Annotated in this window: 14 protein-coding genes; 8 read left to right on the top strand and 6 right to left on the bottom strand. The window is 72.2% G+C overall.

Going from position 1 to position 18,165, the window contains the following annotated elements; translation table 11 throughout:
• The 4 genes from D455_RS29115 to D455_RS0103935 all read left to right on the top strand — a co-directional run.
• A partial coding sequence (locus D455_RS29115; protein WP_017569470.1) for a glycosyl hydrolase family 95 catalytic domain-containing protein occupies window positions 1-1,767 on the top strand: 1,767 nt, incomplete at its 5' end.
• Between the two features lie 141 nt (window positions 1,768-1,908).
• Window positions 1,909-4,647, top strand: coding sequence for a cellulose binding domain-containing protein (locus tag D455_RS0103945; RefSeq protein ID WP_026122290.1), 2,739 nt, complete (start codon window positions 1,909-1,911; stop codon window positions 4,645-4,647).
• Window positions 4,648-4,768: 121 nt separating this feature from the next.
• The gene (locus D455_RS0103940) at window positions 4,769-5,050 is read left to right on the top strand and encodes a type II toxin-antitoxin system Phd/YefM family antitoxin (RefSeq protein ID WP_083922128.1); all 282 of its coding nucleotides are present in this window, start codon (window positions 4,769-4,771) and stop codon (window positions 5,048-5,050) included.
• Complete coding sequence (locus D455_RS0103935; RefSeq protein WP_017569467.1) at window positions 5,047-5,346, top strand: type II toxin-antitoxin system RelE family toxin; 300 nt, start codon at window positions 5,047-5,049, stop codon at window positions 5,344-5,346. The genes D455_RS0103940 and D455_RS0103935 overlap by 4 nt, the downstream gene beginning before the upstream one ends.
• A gap of 110 nt (window positions 5,347-5,456) precedes the next feature.
• Here the strand turns inward: D455_RS0103935 and D455_RS0103930 are convergent, their stop codons facing one another.
• From D455_RS0103930 to D455_RS0103920, 3 genes are read right to left on the bottom strand one after another with little or no spacing between them, the layout of a single operon-like run.
• Window positions 5,457-6,371 (bottom strand): carbohydrate ABC transporter permease, encoded by a 915-nt coding sequence (locus D455_RS0103930; RefSeq protein ID WP_017569466.1) that lies wholly within the window; start codon window positions 6,369-6,371, stop codon window positions 5,457-5,459.
• Window positions 6,368-7,408, bottom strand: a complete 1,041-nt coding sequence (locus D455_RS0103925) for an ABC transporter permease (protein WP_017569465.1) — start codon at window positions 7,406-7,408, stop codon at window positions 6,368-6,370. Before D455_RS0103925 ends, D455_RS0103930 begins: the two co-directional genes overlap by 4 nt.
• Complete coding sequence (locus D455_RS0103920; protein ID WP_017569464.1) at window positions 7,401-9,062, bottom strand: extracellular solute-binding protein; 1,662 nt, start codon at window positions 9,060-9,062, stop codon at window positions 7,401-7,403. Before D455_RS0103920 ends, D455_RS0103925 begins: the two co-directional genes overlap by 8 nt.
• A gap of 198 nt (window positions 9,063-9,260) precedes the next feature.
• Between D455_RS0103920 and D455_RS0103915 the strand changes: the two genes are divergently transcribed.
• Window positions 9,261-12,149, top strand: coding sequence for a glycoside hydrolase family 3 C-terminal domain-containing protein (locus D455_RS0103915; RefSeq protein ID WP_017569463.1), 2,889 nt, complete (start codon window positions 9,261-9,263; stop codon window positions 12,147-12,149).
• Between the two features lie 140 nt (window positions 12,150-12,289).
• On the opposite strand, the gene D455_RS0103910 is transcribed toward D455_RS0103915, so the two are convergent.
• Window positions 12,290-13,573, bottom strand: a complete 1,284-nt coding sequence (locus D455_RS0103910; RefSeq protein ID WP_017569462.1) for an ROK family transcriptional regulator — start codon at window positions 13,571-13,573, stop codon at window positions 12,290-12,292.
• Between the two features lie 181 nt (window positions 13,574-13,754).
• Here D455_RS0103910 and D455_RS0103905 point away from each other — a divergent pair, with 181 nt between their 5' ends.
• Window positions 13,755-14,336: a GNAT family N-acetyltransferase gene (locus tag D455_RS0103905; protein ID WP_017569461.1), complete on the top strand. Its 582-nt coding sequence runs from the start codon at window positions 13,755-13,757 to the stop codon at window positions 14,334-14,336.
• 70 nt (window positions 14,337-14,406) lie between these two features.
• Window positions 14,407-14,877 (top strand): NUDIX hydrolase, encoded by a 471-nt coding sequence (locus D455_RS0103900; RefSeq protein WP_017569460.1) that lies wholly within the window; start codon window positions 14,407-14,409, stop codon window positions 14,875-14,877.
• A gap of 24 nt (window positions 14,878-14,901) precedes the next feature.
• Here D455_RS0103900 and D455_RS0103895 read toward each other — a convergent pair whose 3' ends face one another.
• Window positions 14,902-15,612, bottom strand: coding sequence for an HAD family hydrolase (locus D455_RS0103895; RefSeq protein ID WP_017569459.1), 711 nt, complete (start codon window positions 15,610-15,612; stop codon window positions 14,902-14,904).
• Window positions 15,613-15,810: 198 nt separating this feature from the next.
• Between D455_RS0103895 and D455_RS0103890 the strand changes: the two genes are divergently transcribed.
• Window positions 15,811-17,307, top strand: coding sequence for an SDR family oxidoreductase (locus tag D455_RS0103890; protein ID WP_017569458.1), 1,497 nt, complete (start codon window positions 15,811-15,813; stop codon window positions 17,305-17,307).
• 278 nt (window positions 17,308-17,585) lie between these two features.
• Here the strand turns inward: D455_RS0103890 and D455_RS0103885 are convergent, their stop codons facing one another.
• Entirely contained in the window at window positions 17,586-18,164 is a 579-nt protein-coding gene (locus tag D455_RS0103885) for a response regulator (RefSeq protein ID WP_083922126.1), read from the bottom strand.
• Window position 18,165 lies beyond the last annotated feature (1 nt).

Raw genomic sequence — 18,165 nt, 5'->3', positions numbered from 1 at the left:
GTCCCGACGGCGGTGGCCGCCGAGGCCGCCCCGGACCTGCTGACCCTGCGCGCCGACTTCCCCGAGCGCCCGCCCGGCACCCTGTCCGGGTACACGGTGACCTGCGCCGTCACCGCCGAGGGCGGGCGGGTCGGTCCGGCCGGTGAGGGGTTGGACCTGCGGAGCGTCCGGCGCGTCCGTCTCGTGGCGCGCGTGCGGGTGGACGGGGACGGCGAGTCGCGGCCCGGATCCGGGGAACCGGCGTCCGGGGCCGGGGAACCGGCGTCCGCGGCGGGGCACCACCGTGTGGCCGGGTCCCCCGACCTCGACGGGATGCTCGAACGCCACCGTGCCGCGCACGGCGACCTCATGTCCCGGTTCCGGCTGGACCTGGACGGGGAGCCCGGACGGGCCACGGACACGGTGCTCGGTGAGGACCTGCTGGCGGCCGGGCCCGCCCCCGGACTCGTCGCCCGCCTGGTCGACGCCGGGCGGTACGCGATCATCTCCAGCTGCGGCGACCTGCCGCCCACCCTCCAGGGGGTGTGGAGCGGCACCTACGACCCCCCGTGGCGCTCGGGGTACACCTTCGACGGCAACCTGCCCTCCGCCGTGGCGGCCCTGCACCCGACTGGCACGCCCGAGCTGATGACCGGCCTGTTCGACCTCCTGGACGGTATGGCCGACGACCTGGCCGAGAACGCCCGGCGCCTCCACGGCTGCCGGGGGATCCTGCTGCCCGCGCACGCCTCCACCTCCGGTCGGCACAACCACTTCGGCCCCGAGTGGTGCCTGACCTGCTGGACGGCGGGCGCGGCGTGGGCGGCCCGCCTGTACTGGGACCACTACTCCCACACCCGCGACCGGGCCTTCCTGCGCGAACGGGCGCTGCCCTTCCTCACCGCGGCGGCGGAGTTCCACGAGGACTTCCTCACCGAGGAGGGTTTCTCCCCCTCCTACTCGCCGGAGAACACCCCCGGCGACGGCGACGGGCAGGCCGCGGTCAACGCCACCATGGACGTCGCGGTCGTGCGCGACCTCGTGCGCAACCTGGTGCGGACGCACCACGCCCTGGGCGAACCCGGCGCCCGCCGCTGGACCCGTCTGGGGGCGCGGCTGCCCGGTTACCGGATCGCCGCGGGCGGTGAACTCGCCGAGTGGGCGGGCCCGGCCGGACCGGTCGGACAGACCGAGCGGCACGCGCACCGGCACGCCTCCCACCTGTATCCGCTCTGGTACGAGACCGACCCCGCCCTCGCCTCGCCCCGGCTGCGCGCGGCCGCGGTCGCCGCCGTCCGCGCCCGACTGGGCTGGTGGCGCGGCCAGGAGGCCGACGAGATGGCCTTCGGCCTGGTCCAGCTGGGGCTGGCGGCGGCGAACCTGGGCCTGGCGGCCGAAGCGCACGAGGCCCTGTCGCTGCTGGCCACCCGGTACTGGCGACCCACCCTGGTACCGACCCACAACCGGGGCAGCCTGTTCAACGTGGACATCGGCGGCGGCTTCCCCGCGGTCGTGGCGGCCATGCTGGCCGGGTCCGCCGAGGGGTACCTGCGCCTGCTGCCCGCCCTGCCCCGGGAGTGGTCCTCCGGCCGGGTGGAGGGACTGCGGGCACGCGGCGGTGTCGTCGTGGACCTTCTGGAGTGGTCCGGCGGGCGGGCGTCGGCGCGGCTGCGGTCGCTGGAGCCCCGGGAGACGGTGGTCGTCCCCCCGGACGGTGTCCGGCGGCGGGTCGCCCTGGGGCCGGACAGGGCCGTGTCCCTGCGTTTCCCGGTGGTTACTCGTAAGTAGTCGAAGCGCTTCGAAAATTCTGGGGCAACACCCCTTGCCGCCGGTTAGTCGGCTATCCAAACTAATGGGGAATTCGCGTCCGCCCCGGGGCCGGATTTCCCGGGGCGGTCCTACCCCCCGATTCCCCCAAGGAGCCCGCACATGCCTCCCGAACAGCACCGGCCCCCCGGACGGGGACTGCCAGTGCTCGCCTTCGCGGCAGCCACCGCGCTCGCCGCGTCCACCCTCGCCGTCACCGCGACGGCCAGCGCGGCGCCAGCCGAACCCGTCGTCGCGCAGGACGACTACACATGGGACAACGTCGAGATCGTCGGGGGCGGCTTCGTCCCCGGAATCGTCTTCAACCAGACCGAACCCGGCCTCGCCTACGCCCGCACCGACATCGGCGGCGCCTACCGCTGGAACCCCGACACCGAGCGCTGGATCCCGCTGCTGGACTGGGTCGGCTGGGACGACTGGGGTCACACGGGTGTGGTCAGCATCGCCACCGACCCGGTCGACCCCGACCGCGTGTACGCGGCCGTCGGCACCTACACCAACGACTGGGACCCCAACAACGGCGCCATCCTGCGCTCCGACGACCGGGGCGAGACATGGGAGGTCACCGAGCTGCCCTTCAAACTCGGCGGCAACATGCCCGGCCGCGGCCTCGGTGAGCGCCTGTCCGTCGACCCCAACGACAACAGCATCGTCTACTTCGGCGCGCGTGGCGGCCACGGCCTGTGGCGCAGCACCGACCACGGCGCCACCTGGTCCGAGGTCGAGGCGTTCCCCAACCCCGGCGACTACGTCCAGGACCCGAGCGACGAGACCGGCATGATGTCCGACATCACCGGTGTGACCTGGGTGGACTTCGATCCCCGCAGCGGTGAGGACGGTTCGGCCACACAGGACGTCTACGTCGGCGTCGCCGACCTGGAGGACCCGGTCTACCGCAGCCAGGACGGCGGCCAGACCTGGGAACCCGTCCCCGGCGCGCCCACGGGCCACCTGCCCGCGCACTCGGTCGTCGACCACGAGGGCGGCCAGCTCTACATGGCCACCACCAGTACCCCGGGACCCTACGACGGCGAGTCCGGCGACGTGTGGCGCATGGACCTGGACACGGGGGAGTGGACCAACGTCAGTCCCGTCCCCTCCACCTCCGAGGACAACTACTTCGGCTACGGCGGTCTGACCATCGACCGGCAGAACCCGGACACCCTGATGGTCGCCACCCAGATCTCCTGGTGGCCCGACATCCAGATCTACCGCAGCACCGACCGCGGCGAGACCTGGACCCAGGCGTGGGACTGGGGCGCCTACCCCGAGCGCACCACGCGCTACGAGATGGACATCTCGGCCGCGCCCTGGTTGGACTTCGGCGGCACCGGAACGCCCCCGGAGACACAGCCCAAACTCGGCTGGATGACCCAGGCGATGGCGATCGACCCGTTCGACTCCGACCGCTTCATGTACGGCACGGGCGCCACCATCTACGGCAGCGACAACCTCACCAACTGGGACTCCGACACCACGTTCGACATCGAGGTGAAGGCGCGGGGCCTGGAGGAGACGGCCGTCAACGACCTGATCAGTCCGCCCGAGGGCGCTCCCCTGCACTCGGCGCTGCTCGACGTCGGCGGCTTCACCCACGAGGACCTGGACACCGCTCCCGAACAGATGTACCAACAGCCCTACTGGGGTCACGGGAGCAGCCTGGACTTCGCCGAGCTGGAGCCCGCGACCATCGTGAGGGTCGGCGGCAGCGACGAGGAGGCCGCCATCGGCCTGTCCACCGACGGCGGTGACAGCTGGTGGGCCGGGCAGGAGCCCGGCGGGGTGACCGGCGGCGGGACGGTCGCGGTGAACGCCGACGGCTCGTCCGTCGTGTGGAGCCCCGAGGGCACCGGGGTGCACGTCTCCACCACCCTGGGTTCCTCGTGGACCGCCTCCACCGGCGTTCCGGAGGGCGCGCGTGTGCAGGCCGACCGGGTGGACCCGGACGTGTTCTACGCCGTCGCGGGCGGCACGTTCTACACCAGCACCGACGGCGGGGCCACCTTCGCGGCGCGCTTCGACGGGCTTCCGGCCGAGGGCAACATCCGCTTCGGCGCGGTGCCCGGCCACAGCGGTGACGTGTGGGTCGCCGGAGGCACCGGGGACCACTACGGCATGTGGCGGACCACGGACGCCGGGGCCACCTTCGAGCGGATCGAGGCGGTGGACGAGGGCGACTCGATCGGCTTCGGCGCGCCCGCGCCCGGTGCCGACTACCCGGCGGTGTACACCAGTTCGCGGATCGACGGCGTGCGCGGGATCTTCCGCTCCGACGACGCGGGTGGGACCTGGGTGCGGATCAACGACGACCAGCACCAGTGGGCCTGGACGGGAGCGGCCATCACGGGTGACCCGAACGTCTACGGGCGGGTCTACGTCGGTACGAACGGACGCGGCATCCTCTACGGCGACCTGGCGGACGGGGGCGGCGAGCCCGACCCGGAACCGTCCCCGGAGCCGGAACCGTCTCCCGAGCCGTCCCCGGACCCGGAGCCCTCGCCCGACCCCGAGCCCTCTCCGGAACCGGGCGACTGCGGGGTCGAGTACGAGGTCACCAACACCTGGACCGGCGGGTTCCAGGCCGGGGTGACGGTCACCAACACCGGCGACGAGACCCTGGACGGCTGGGAGGTCGGCTGGGAGTTCGCCAACGGCGAGGAGATCACCAGTCTGTGGAGCGGTGACCACGTCCAGGACGGGACCTCCGTGCGGGTCACCGACGTCGGGTGGAACGGGCGGGTCGCTCCCGGCGACTCGGTGCTGTTCGGCTTCACCGGCGTCGTCGACGGCGAGCCCGGGGAGGTGACCGGGCTGACGGTGAACGGCGTGGCCTGCGGCTGACGCCCCGGGCACACGGGAGGGCCGGGGACCGGAAGAGCGGTTCCCGGCCCTCCGCCCATACTCCGATAGCGCACGGATTGTCTCCATCCAACAACAGGTGTACATCCAGTACACTGGTTGCATGAACGAGCCGGTGACCGCGACCATGTCCGAAGTGAGACGACACCTCGCCAGCACCATCGACCGCGCACGTCATGACCACACCCCGACCTTCATCACGCAACGGGGTAGGACGACTGCTGTCCTCCTCGACGCCGAGGAGTACCAGCGCCTGCTTGAAGTGGAGCAGGCAGCGGAGGACGCGTGGCTCAATCGCCTCGCGGACGAGGCCGAGGAGGAAGGGCGAGAGGGGTCCGTCTCCCTGGAGGAGATGGCCCGGGAGTTGGCCCGGGGGGAGGAGTGAATCGGCACATCACCCGTTTCACCACTGCCGCCCAGCGTCGGATGCGCAGGATTCCCCGCAAGGAAGCGGTCAGGATCCTGCGCCGTCTTTCTGAACTCCAACAGGCACTCGACATCGGCGACACCAGCGGCTTCGACACCAAGTGCCTCACTGGCCATCAGGGCCGTTGGCGACTTCGTGTCGGCGACTACCGTGCCGTCTACACCCTGGATAAGGACGATGACGGGCAACCGATCGTGTGGGTCTGGGTCATTGCCGTCGGAGACCGCAGGGATATCTACGAACAGGATTTCTGACCGGGCCTGTTCTCCGGTATCCGGCGCACCCGCGCCCCCGGGTTCCCGGAGGAGGGGGAACCCGGGGGCGCGGGCGATCGGGGAGGGTTCGTGGGCCGGGCGCGGTACCGCTAACCCTTCACGGCGCCGATGATGACGCCCTTGGTGAAGTGCTTCTGGACCAGCGGGTAGATGAACGTGACCGGTACCAGCGCCACCACCACGATGGCCATCTGGATGGCCAGGTTGGGCGCCGACGCGGTGCCTCCCTGCACCGCGTCGCCGATCACCGAACTCGAACTGAGCTGCTGGCCCTGCTGCACGTACTGGCGCAGGATCAGTTGCAGCGGCCACTTGGAGTTGTCGTTGATGTAGAGGATGGCGTTGAAGAAGGCGTTCCAGTAGCCCACCGCGTAGAACAGGCCGACGACCGCGGTGACCCCCTTGGACATGGGCAGGACCAGCCGGGTCAGGATGGTCCACTCGCTCGCCCCGTCCACGCGGGCGCTGTCGCCGATCTCCTTGGGCAGGTTCATGAAGAACGCCCGCATCACCACCAGGTTGAACGCGTTCACCGCCGTCGGCAGGATCAGCGACCAGTAGCTGTCGATCAGGCCGAGGTTGCTGACCAGCAGGTACAGCGGGATCATCCCGGGCGCGAACAGGAAGGTCAGCAGCACCCCGAACAGCAGTGGCCGGTGCCACAGCGATCCCGGCTGGGACAGACCGTAGGCGGCGAGGATGGTCGCCACCAGGCTGACCAGCGTTCCCACCGCCGTGACCCCCAGGCTGACCAGGACGGCCCGGGTCACCACGCCGCCGCTGAACAGGTCGGCGTAGGCCTGGAGGGAGATCCCCTGCGGGACCAGTACGAGGCCGCCCGCGCTGTTCACCGCCGAGGCGGGGGACAGGCTGGTCAGGATCACGACGTAGAGCGGAAAGATGATGACGACCGCGATGGCGGCCAGGGCGGTGTTCTTCCCGGCGCGCGCGGGGAGGCTCGGGCGCTCCGCCCACACGGGACGGTCCTTGAACAGTGTGCTCATGCTCGTCGGTACACTCCGTGTTCGCCCATCTTGTGGGCCAGCTTGTTGGCCAGGATGATCAGGATCAGCCCGACCACGCCCTTGACCAGGCCCGCGACCGCTCCCGCGCTGAAGTTCCCCGTCACCAGGGTCTGGTGGTAGATGTAGGTGTCCAGCACCTCGGACACGCTCGACCCGAACGCGTCGCGTTGCAGGTAGAACTGCTCGAACCCGACGTTGAGGATGTCGCCGATCTTGAGGATGAGCAGCAGGATGATCACCGGCCGCAGACCCGGCAGGGTGATGTGCCACATCCGCCGCCAGCGACCGGCGCCGTCCACGGCCGCGGACTCGTAGAGGTTCTGGTTCACGGCCGCCAGCGCCGCGAGGAAGATGATCGTGCCCCACCCGGCGTCCTTCCAGATCATCTGGGAGGTGACCACGAACAGGAACGCGTCGGGGTCGGTCATGACGTCCAGCGGCGCGTACCCGTTCTGCCGCAGGATCTGCGAGAACAGTCCGGCTCCGCCCAGGATCTGCTGGAACAGGGTGACGACCAGGACCCACGAGAAGAAGTGCGGCATGTACACGATGCTCTGGAGCACCATCCGCAACCGCGGGCTGAGCACGCTGTCCAGCAGGATGGCCAGGGCGATCGGGATGGGGAAGAAGAACACCAGCTGGACGGCGGCGATGATCAGGGTGTTGCTCGCCGCGTTCCAGAAACGGGGGTCGGTGAACAGCCGCTCGAAGTGGGCGAACCCCACCCACGGGCTGCCCCAGATGCCGTCCCAGGGGTTGTAGTCCTGGAAGGCGATGATGTTGCCGAGGGTCGGCGTGTAGTGGAACACCGCCAGCAGGCCGATCGCCGGGAGCGTCATCAGCAGCAGCTGCCAGTCGCGGCGCAGCCGGGCCCGGAACGGGGGGCCGGACCTCCTCGGGACGCCGTTCCCGCCACGGTGGTCGGGGACGGTCGGGGGCCGTCCCCGACCACCGCGCCGACGGGACGCGGTGGCCGGGGACGACGACCCGCCCTTGGTCAGGGTCCGCTCAGTCACGTCCGTGCTCCTGGAGGACGCCCATGTAGAACTCGCGGCCCTCGTCGCCGCCGTCGCGGCGCCAGTTCTCGACGACCTGGTCCAGGGCGCTGAGGTCCTCGCGGCCCCGGATGATGTCCTCCACCCTGTCGGTCAGGGGGGTCTCGGCCGCGGAGAAGCGCTCGGGGCGCTGGATGCGGATACCCGCGAACGGGTCGTCACCGGTGAACTGGGCGGCGTGGTTGTACCAGTCGCACTTCCACCGCACGAAGTCCGGGTACTGGCTCTCGGTGACCGCCTGGGGGCGGCCGCTGACGAAGTAGTAGCCGTCGTTGACCTCGTTGTTGCCCAGTTCGGTGAGCTGCGGGGCGCCGTCCTCGTTGAGCTCGTGGTGGACGCCCTCCTCGCCGTAGCGGTAGTCCATGTACTCCTGCGTCCCGAACGGCGCGGCGCAGTAGTTGATGATGCCGAGGATCTCCTCGATCTGCTCCTGCTCCAGGCCCTTGCGCACGAACACGGACTGGGAGGAGGGGTCGCTGCGGTGCATGACCGGGTCGGCTCCGTTGGCGCCGAAGACCGGCATCAGGTCCAGGCGGAAGTCCGGGTTGTCGCCGAGCATCTGCATGTAGGCCTCGTGCCAGGCGCCGATGCCGTCCTGGTTGAACACGATCTGCCCGGAGTTGAGCAGCTCCTTGGCGTTGTCGCCCTGGGCGACGATGTCGGGGTGGACGAGCCCGGCGTCGAACACCTTGCGCATGTACTCGATGCTGGCCCTCCACTCCTCGGTCTCGAACATGTGGATGAGCTCGCCGCCCTCGTAGCGCCACTGCTTGGGCGCGCCGAAGATCTGGCGCATGCTGAGGTTGAAGTCGCCGAACGCCCAGCGGTTGTTGTCGGGGTCGTTGACCTCCTCGCCGATCGCGAACAGGTCGTCGGGGCTGGTGGGCGCCTCCAGGCCGTACTCGTCGACGAGGAGGTCCCGCCGGAACAGCACCCAGTTGCCGAAGGGCTCGGAGGGCCAGGGCACGCCGTGGAGCTTCTGGTTGAAGACGTTCCAGCGCCATGCGTCGCTCTCCAGGTTGGCGAGCAGGGGGTAGGCCCGCGCCGCGTCACCGGCCAGGTGGGGCGTCAGGTCCTCGAAGAGCTCGCCGACGGCCCGGCTGAACTGCGGGATCAGGTTGATGGTCCAGTCGGGGATCATCGTGATGTCGGCGACGTCGCGCCCGGCGATCACCGCGTTCATCTTGTCGATGACCGTGTTGCCGTCCTGGAAGTTGAACTCGACCGTGGCGCCGAGGCGCCCGTTGACGTAGTCGAAGAAGGAGTTCTCGCCCAGGCCGGGCGGAATCGGTCCCCACAGGGGGGTCATCGCCGTGTAGTGCCCGCCGTTGCCGGGGGCCTCGGGCACGGCCCGGATGAACTCCCGGGGGTAGGAGGTGAACCCGTCCGGGGCGCCGTGCTGGCCCTCGATGTCGGGGGTGACTCCGTCGAACGGGACGTGTGTGGGGATCAGGTCGTCCAGCGAACCGGCGGAGGATGCGGACCCTTCGCCGGCGTTCGACCCCGATCCGCAGCCGGAGAGGGTACCCGCGGTGAGGGCCGCCGCGGTGGAGGCGCCCACCACGCCGAGGAAGCGGCGTCGACTGGTGAACGGGCGCTGGGGGTTGGGGAGCATAGCGTCGTTCCTTCGGTTGAGCAGGCACGCAGCCCAGGGGGGTAGGAAACGAAGGGCCATTTTGCTATGAATTAGTTGGCCGTTTAGACAAACAAATTACTCCACTGTGAAGTGGCGCACAAGGTCCTCAGGTATCGAAGTCGAAGCGGTTCGATTTCGAAGGACAATACCCCCGCAGACGAGAGGCGGACACCCCCCATGACGAACCAGCCGCACCCGCCGCCCTACCGGGACCCCGACCTGCCGGGCGAACGGCGACTGGACGATCTGCTCTCCCGCCTCACCGTCGAGGAGAGGATCGGGCTGCTGCACCAGCACCAGGCGCCCGTCGAACGCCTCGGCATCGGCCCCTTCCGCACCGGCTGCGAGGCGCTGCACGGACTGGCCTGGCTCGGACCGGCCACCGTCCACCCGCAGGCCGTCGGCCTGGCCAGCACCTGGGACCCCGACCTGCTCCGCCGCGTCGGCCGTGCCACCGCAGACGAGGTACTCGCCCGGCTGGACGCGGGGGCCTCGCGCAACGTCTGGGCGCCCGTGGTCAACCCGCTGCGCGATCCCCGGTGGGGACGCAACGAGGAGGGGTACTCCGAGGACGCGTGGCTGACCGGGATCCTGGGCGCCGCCTACGCCCGGGGGCTGGCCGGTGACGGCGACGCGCCGCGCGTCGCGCCGACCCTCAAGCACTTCCTCGCCTACAACAACGAGGAGGGCCGCTGCGAGACCTCCAGCGACATGCCCCCGAGGGTCCTGCGCGAGTACGAGCTGGAGGCCTTCCTGCCGGCCCTGTCCGACGGGGCGGCCATGGCGGTCATGCCCTCCTACAACCTGGTCAACGGGCGGCCCGCGCACCTGAGCCCGCTGATCGGGGAGGTGCTGCGCCGGGCCGCGCCCGACCACCTGCTGGTGGTCAGCGACGCCTACGCGCCCGCCAACCTCGTGGAGTTCCAGCACTTCCACCCCGACCTGCCCACCGCCTACGCGCACGCGATCCGGGCCGGGCTCGACAGCTTCACCCAGGACGACGACCGCACCGAGGCCACCCTCGGGCACGTGCGCGAGGCGCTCCGTCGGGGACTGATCACCGAGGCCGACATCGACCGCGCCGCGCGGCACGTACTGTCGGTGCGGCTCCGGCTGGGCGAGTTCGACCCCGAGCCCGGGGGCGGGGCCGGGGACGCGGAGGCAGGAGGCGCCCTGGACACCCCGGAGCACCGGGCGCTGGCACGCGAGGCGGCCACCCGCTCGATCGTCCTGCTCCGCAACGAGGGAACGCTTCCGCTGCGCGACGTGCGCCGTGTCGCGGTCATCGGCCAGCTCGGCGACACCGTGCTGGAGGACTGGTACAGCGGAACGCTCCCCTACGCCGTCACCGCACGCGCCGGGATCGCCGAGCGCGTCGAGACGGTGTTCCGCGAGGCCGTCGACCGGGTGCGGCTGGAGACGTTCGGCCACGGCACCGTCGTGGACCCCGGTGACGGAACCCCGCTCCGCCTGGCGGGCCGCGGCGCGCACGGAACGCGCAGGAGCGCGGACGGGGTCCTCCACCGGCACACGCACGCGGAGGGCGCGGAGCCGACGGAGGGAGCGGACTTCGACCTCCTGGACTGGGGCGGCGGAGCGTACGCCCTGCGCTCGGCGCGGACGGGGAGGTACGTCGACGAGGGGCCCGGCGGAACCCTGGTCTGCACCGCGCCCGGTCCCGGCACCTGGGAGGTCCGCCAGACCTTCCGCATGGAGGAGGCCGGGGACGGGCGCGTCCGGCTCACGCAGGTCCACACCGGCCGCCACGTCGGTGCGGGCGACGGCGTCCTGCGCCTGACCGGGGACGCGGACGAGGCCCTCGCGTTCGCCGTCGACGGGATCGGCTCGGGGGCGGAGGAGGCCGCGCGGGTCGCCTCCACCGCCGACGTCGCGGTCGTCGTCCTGGGCGACCACCCCATGGTCAACGGGCGCGAGACCGAGGACCGGACCGACCTGGACCTGCCCGCCGCCCAGGAACGGGTGCTGCGCGCCGTGCGCGGGGCCAACCCCGCCACGGTCCTGGTGCTCAGCAGCGGATACCCCTTCGGGATCACGTGGGCCGACGAGCACGTCCCCGCCATCCTGTGGTCGGCGCACGGCGGTCAGGAGTACGGCCACGCGCTCGCCGACGTGCTCTTCGGCGACGCCGAGCCCGCCGGTCGGCTGACGCAGACGTGGTACCGGTCCGCCGACGACCTGCCCGGGATGCTCGACTACGACATCATCTCCGCGCGCGGCACCTACCTGTACTTCGAGGGGGAGCCGCTCTACCCCTTCGGTCACGGCCTCGGCTACACGTCCGTGGAGTACGCGTCACCCGTGGTCACCGTGGAGGACGGCCGGGTCACCGTCACCGTCATGGTCGCCAACACGGGCACGCGGACCGCCGACGAGGTGGTGCAGGTGTACACCCGCCAGCTGGCCTCGCGGGTGCGGACGCCGCTGCGTGCGCTGCGCGGTTTCACGCGGGTGCGGGTGGAGCCGGGGCGCGGTGCCGTGGCCACGGTGTCGTTCGACGTGGACCGGCTCGCCCTGTGGGACACCACCCGCGACCGCTTCGTGGTGGAGGACGCGCCCCGAGAGGTGCTCGTCGGGCGTTCGGCGACCGACATCCGCGCGACCGCGGCGCTGGACGTGCCCGGCGAGGCCATCCCGCCACGCGACGGGCTCACCCCGTGGTCGGCCGCGGGGTACGACGACGCGCGGGGCACGTCGCTGTGCCCGCTCACCCCGGAGCGGGGCGACGCGGTGCGTTCGGGGGAGGGCGGCGCGTGGGCGGCCTTCCACGACGTGGACCTCGGCGACGGGGTCACCGGGGTGCGCGTGACGGTGAACTCCGAGCACGCCCGCACCCTGCGGCTGTGCCTGGACGGCCCCGACGGGCCGACCGTCGCCGTCGTCGACGTCCCGGCGGGCAAGGACCGTTACGACTTCACCGAGGCCCGCGCCGCCGTCGGCGGCGCGGGGGCGGGGAGCGCACCGGGCCTCGGAGGGCTCCGCGACCTGTACCTGGTCTTCGACGGTCCGGGCACGGCCGTGGGCGAGCTCGGGTTCACCCGGGACTGACCACCGGGGCCCGTCGAGGACGCGCGGTCCCCCGACGGGCCCGGCCCGGAACCCGGAGGCGGAGGCGTCGTCGCCCTCGGCTCGGGGACCGGGGCCGACGGCTTCTCCCGCCTCGTGGACGTACTCGGCCCGCGCTGGGGTCAGGCGGTGTCGGGAGCGGGGGAGGCCACGGGCCCCTCGGTGTCCCGGGGGCCGGGAAGGGGCAGCAGCCCGGCGTCGAGTGAGTGGATCATCGCGGTGGCCCCGCCCCGGGCCGCCGCGCTCAACCCCAGGGACGACAGCTCCACCCGGCAGCCGCCCGCGTCGGGCGCGAACGCGCTCGCCACGGCCTCCGCCCGGCAGTTCGGCAGCAGCCACGGGCCCATGGGAACGAAGTAGCCGCCCAGGACCACCAGGTCCGGGTTGGTGACGTTGATCAGCGCGGCCAGACCCCGGCCCAGCCACGTGCCCGCCCGTTCGAGCGCGCCCACGGCGGCGGCGTCGCCGCTCCCGGCGCGCTCCACGGCCGCCTCCACCAGCGCGGCGACGTCGTCGCCCGAGAGGGGGTGGTCCGGGATCCGGTCGGGGACGGCCTCGCGCAGGATCGCCCCGATCCCCGCCAGCGTCTCCAGGCAGCCGCGGCGTCCGCACGCGCACTCGGGGCCGTCCGGGAGCACCGACAGGTGGCCCACCTCGCCCGCGAACCCGCTGGCGCCGCGCAGGAGTTCGCCCCCGGCCAGCAGGCCCGCGCCGATGCCGATCTCACCGGTCAGGTAGGCCAGGTCGGCCGTGCCCGCGAACGACCCCACCCGGTACTCGGCCACCGCGCCCAGGTTCGCGTCGTTGTCCACCTGCACCGGGACGCCGCGTACCCCGGCCTCGTGCAGCAGCTCCGACAGGCGGTCGCGCAGCGGCACGTTCCGCCAGCCCAGGTTGGGCGCGTGCGTCACGGTCCCCGACGGGGAGTCGATCAGCGCGGGGACCGCCACGCTCACCCCCACCACGGTGCGACCGCTCAGAGCGGGGTCGGCCATCGTGTCGCCCAGGGTGCGCGCGATGTGCCGTACGCACGCCTCGGCCCCGGCCGAGCGGGCGTCGAAGGGGACGTGGCGGCTGACCAGTTCGCGCTGGAGCAGGTCCACGGCGACCACCGCCAGGTAGTCCACGTTGACCTCCAGGCCGATCGCCGCGATCGACGAGTCGTCCAGCGCCAGCAGGACCCCGGGGCGCCCCACCCGGGGCTGGGAGGCCCGGCCGGTCTCCCGGACCAGCCCGCGGGCCATGAGGTCGGCGACCAGGCTGGACACCGTGGTCTTGTTGAGCCCGGTGGCCGAGGCGACCGCCGCGCGTGAGCAGGGCGCGAGCTCGCGGACCGTGCGCAGCACGACCCCCAGGTTGGTCTCCCGGACCGTCTGGAAGCTCACCGTTCCCGAACCGACCGACACCTGGTCCCCCCTGCCCGACGCGGCACACCGTGCCCGGATCGTACAGGGGAGCGGGGTGGGGAACGGGAGGTCGGGGCGGCCGGAAGGCGGGGGAGGGGCGTCCGCGGTGGTGGAGGCGACGGGCTCCCGAACGGTCGGAAAAGCGGTTGCGCGTGCCCCCGGCCCCTGGTGGGATCCCGGTATGGTGCCTCCCGACGTCTTCCGCGACCAGCCCGTCCTCACCGGGAGGAAGGTGCGGCTCGAACCGCTCGACGCCAGGACCGGCGAGCACTTCGTCGAACCCGTCCTGAACATGGACCCCGACGTGCGCCGCCTCACCGGTACCCACCGCAGGTTCACCAGGGAGGAGCTGCTGCGCTGGGCCGCGACCCGCCCCGACCACCACGACCGCGCCGACTGGGTGATCTTCGGTGAGGACGGTGCGCCCGTGGGCGAGTGCGCGCTGACCGACCTCGACCCGGACAACGCCAGCGTCGGCTACCGGATCGCGCTCCACGGCATGTCCGTCACCGGGAGGGGGTACGGCACCGAGGCCACGGACCTGGTCCTGGAGTACGCCTTCACCGTGGCGGGGCTGCACCGGGTCGCCCTGGAGGTGTTCGCGTTCAACACCAACGCGCAGAAGTCCTACGCCCGGTCGGGGTTCGTGAGGGAGGGCGTGTGGCGCGGGTTCCTGCGCTGGGACGGCGAGTGGCACGACGCGGTGCTGATGTCGATCCTGGCCGAGGAGTACGCCGAGCTGCGCGCCGCCCGGAACCGGTGACCGGCGGCGGTCGCGGGGTGGGCCGCGCGGGGCGCCCGGTGTGACGGAGGGCGCGACTACCCTCGGTCCCATGCCCGTTCCTGACTTCCTCCTCGCACTCCGCCGTCACGTCGGTCACGGACTCCTCCCCCTCGTGGGCGTGACCGCGGTGGTGATCGGAGAGGAGGGCGACGTCCTCCTGCACCAGCGCGCCGACGACGGCCGTTGGGCCACGCCGGGCGGCATCCTGGAGCCGGAGGAGGAGCCCGCCCGCGCCGTGGTCCGCGAGGTGTGGGAGGAGACCGGCCTGGAGGTCGAGGTGGAGAGGCTCACCAGCGTGCTCGCCCAGGAGCCCTTCACCTACCCCAACGGCGACCGCGTGCAGTTCCTCGACCTGGCCTTCCGCTGCCGTCCGGTCGGCGGTGCGCCCGACGCGAGCGGTGACGAGACCCTGGACGTGCGCTGGTTCCGGCCGGACGCCCTGCCGGACATGCCCGAGCGCATCATCGACCGGATCGGCTACGCCCGCGAGGACCGCCCGGGGCCGTTCTACCTCACCTGACTCCCGCCTCACGGTGGGCCCCGGTCAGGGGCGCCCGGTGGGGAGGGCGAGCAGTCCGTCCACCGTCTCGGCGAGGTCCCGGCCGGAGACGTCCGGCGCGGCGAAGACCGACGGGAAGCGTCCCTCCAGGTGGGACGACCAACCGGTCACCAGCCCCGCGCTCCCCGCCCCGGCGACGTCCCACCCGTGCGCGGTGACCAGGGCCAACCGGTCCGGAGGCACCCCCAGGGACCGCGCGGCGTCCCGGTAGGCGTCCGGGGACGGCTTCCACCCGCGCGCGGGCCGCGCGGCCAGCACGTCCCCCACCAGGGGGAGCAGACCGGCGCGTTCCAGCAGCCTCCGGGGCAGGACGTCGTCGTGGTTGCCCAGGGTCGCGGTCCGCAGCCCGGCCTCGCGGGCGGCGCGCAGCGCGGAGGCCGCCTCGGGGCGGGGGTCGAGCTCGGCCAGGCCCTCGACGACGGCGTCCTCGGCCAGCGGGGCGATCTGGTGCCCGGTGATGTCCCTCAGGGCGCCCCGGACCACGTCCTCGAAGGAACGACCGGCCGAGTCGCCGGTGTCCGTCAGCGCCAGGGCGAACGAGTCGCGCAGCAGGTGATCCGACCAACGGGTCATGAGGACCCGGGGGACACCGGCCTCCCGGAACCGCCACTCCAGCGGCGTGAGGGGGAAGAGGGTGTCGAGGACGTCCAGGACGAGGGCGGCGGGGCGGAGCGGCTGACCGGAGGGGTGGGGCATGGGTTCGGCTCCAGGGGAGTGGGGGAGACGGCCGTCCTGGTTCCTACCCGGGCGCGGGCGCTCCTTCCCCCCGACGTGATCCGTGTGCTCCGGGGTGCGCATAAAGTTCCTGATGGCCCCGAGTCGGGAGCCATCGGGCCATGGGGCCCTTCACGGACGGGCGGTCGCGACGATGGCGGCGGAGCGGTGACGGAGACGATGACGGACACGGACGCGCGGACACGACCGGAGGAGCACGGGACGGCGGCGCCGGGGATCGACCCCGAGCGGCTGGCCGTGTGCATGGACGTGCTCGCCCGCGCGGGGGAGCTGCCCAGCGACCACCCGGACTCGGTCGCCCTCCAGCGCGCCACCGCCGGACTGTTCAAGAACGTCAAGGAGCGCCGCCGCAGGGAACGCCAGGAGGCCCGCAAGGCCCACGACCGGGCCGTGCTCGCGGCCACCGCCACCGCGGCCCCCGACCGGATCGACGACGAGACCAACGGCCGCGCCCTCACCAGCGGGAGCGGTGGCGCCCTCGCGGGCGTGCTGCGCAAGGCCAGGCCCTGTTACGTCTGCAAGGAGAAGTACCGGGAGGTCGACTCCTTCTACCACCAGCTGTGCCCGGCGTGCGCCGCGTTCAACAGGGAGCGCCGCAACGCCCGCACCGACCTGACCGGCCGCCGGGCGCTGCTCACCGGCGGACGCGCCAAGATCGGCATGTACATCGCCCTCAGGCTGCTGCGGGACGGCGCGCACACCACCATCACCACGCGGTTCCCCAACGACGCCGTGCGCCGGTTCGCCGCGATGCCGGACAGCGACGAGTGGCTGCACCGGTTGCGCGTGGTGGGCGTCGACCTGCGCGATCCCTCCCAGGTGCTGGGGCTGGCCGACGCGGTGGCGGAGCAGGGTCCGCTGGACGTCCTCATCAACAACGCCGCGCAGACGGTGCGCCGTTCGCCGGGGTCGTACGGGCCGCTGATCGAGGCCGAGGCCGAACCGCTCACGGGCACGGGGCTCCCCGAACCGCTGGTCCTGGGCGGCGTGCGCCCGCGCGCCCTGGGAGAGTCCCCGACCGGCGGCGATGCCGGGGAGGCCGTGGCGGCCCCGCACGCGCTCACCCCGAGCATGCTCACCTCGCTGGCGCTGACCACGGGTTCGGCGTCGATGGAGAGGGTCCGCACCGGAACGGCGATCGACGCCGGGGGACTGGTCCCCGACCTCGCGTCGGAGAACAGCTGGACGCGGCAGATCGGCGGCATCGACCCCGTCGAGATGCTGGAGGTGCAGCTGTGCAACGTGAGTGCGCCGTTCCTACTGGTGGACCGGCTGCGTCCGGCCCTGGCCGCGTCCCCGGCGCGCCGCACCTACATCGTGAACGTGTCGGCGATGGAGGGGGTGTTCGGACGCGGCTACAAGGGCCCGGGGCACCCCCACACCAATATGGCCAAGGCAGCGCTCAACATGCTGACCCGCACCAGCGCCCAGGAGATGCTGGAGTCCGACGGCATCCTCATGACCAGCGTGGACACCGGCTGGATCACGGACGAACGGCCGCACCCGGACAAGGAACGGCTGGCCGCGGCCGGGTTCCACGCGCCGCTGGACCTGGAGGACGGGGTCGCGCGCGTGTACGACCCCGTCGTCCGGGGCGAACTGGGCGAGGACCTGTACGGATGCTTCCTGAAGGACTACGCCCCCGCCAACTGGTAGTCCCGGCTCCCGGGACCGGGTTTCGCGCCCGGGGGTACGCGCCCGTCCGCGGCACCGGAGACGTCGGGGTGGCCACCGCGTCCTCCTCAGCGAACGGGACCAGTGGACGCCGTGAGACGTCGCTCCCGCAGCCGGTACCAGTGGGCTGGCCGGAAACGTTGCTGGTGTGGCGCAGGCGGCCTGAACTGCGCTGATCTTGTACTTGTAGCGAGGTCGGGGCGCCGGTATCGCTACAGGTACAAGAAGCGTCACGGCGAACGGGGCGGGCCGGAAGGACGTCAGGCGGCGTGCCCGTTCCGGTACGCCCAGGCCGCCACCTCCACCCGGTTGCGCGCCCCCAGTTTGGCCTGCACGCTCGCCAGGTGCGTCTTGACCGTGCTCACCGTGACGAACAGTTCCCGGGCCACCTCGGTGTTGGTCAGCCCCCGCGCGACCGCCCGCACGATGTCCAGTTCCCGCGCGGTCAGCCCGCCGTCCTCCGCCGCCGGAGGAGCCGCCGAGAAGTGCCGCAGCAGCCGGACGGTGATCCTCGGGGACACCAGGGCGTCACCCCTGGCGGCGGACCGAACCGCCTCCACCAGCAGGGCCGGTCCCGCGTCCTTCAGCAGGAACCCCACCGCCCCGCCGTTGAGCGCCGCGTGCACGTACTCGTCGAGGTCGAACGTGGTCACCACGACCACCCGGAGCGGGTCCTCCACCCCCGGACCGGCCAGCCTCCGCGTGGCCTCCAACCCGTCCACGCCCGGCATGCGGATGTCCATGAGCACCACGTCCGGACGCAGTTCCCGCGCCAGCCGGACCGCCTCCAGGCCGTCACCGGCCTCGCCGACCACCTCGACGCCGTCCTCGGCCGCCAGC

The organism is Nocardiopsis halotolerans DSM 44410, assembly GCF_000341065.1.
GTDB lineage: Bacteria > Actinomycetota > Actinomycetes > Streptosporangiales > Streptosporangiaceae > Nocardiopsis > Nocardiopsis halotolerans.
This window is presented reverse-complemented; position numbering and strand designations above follow the sequence as displayed.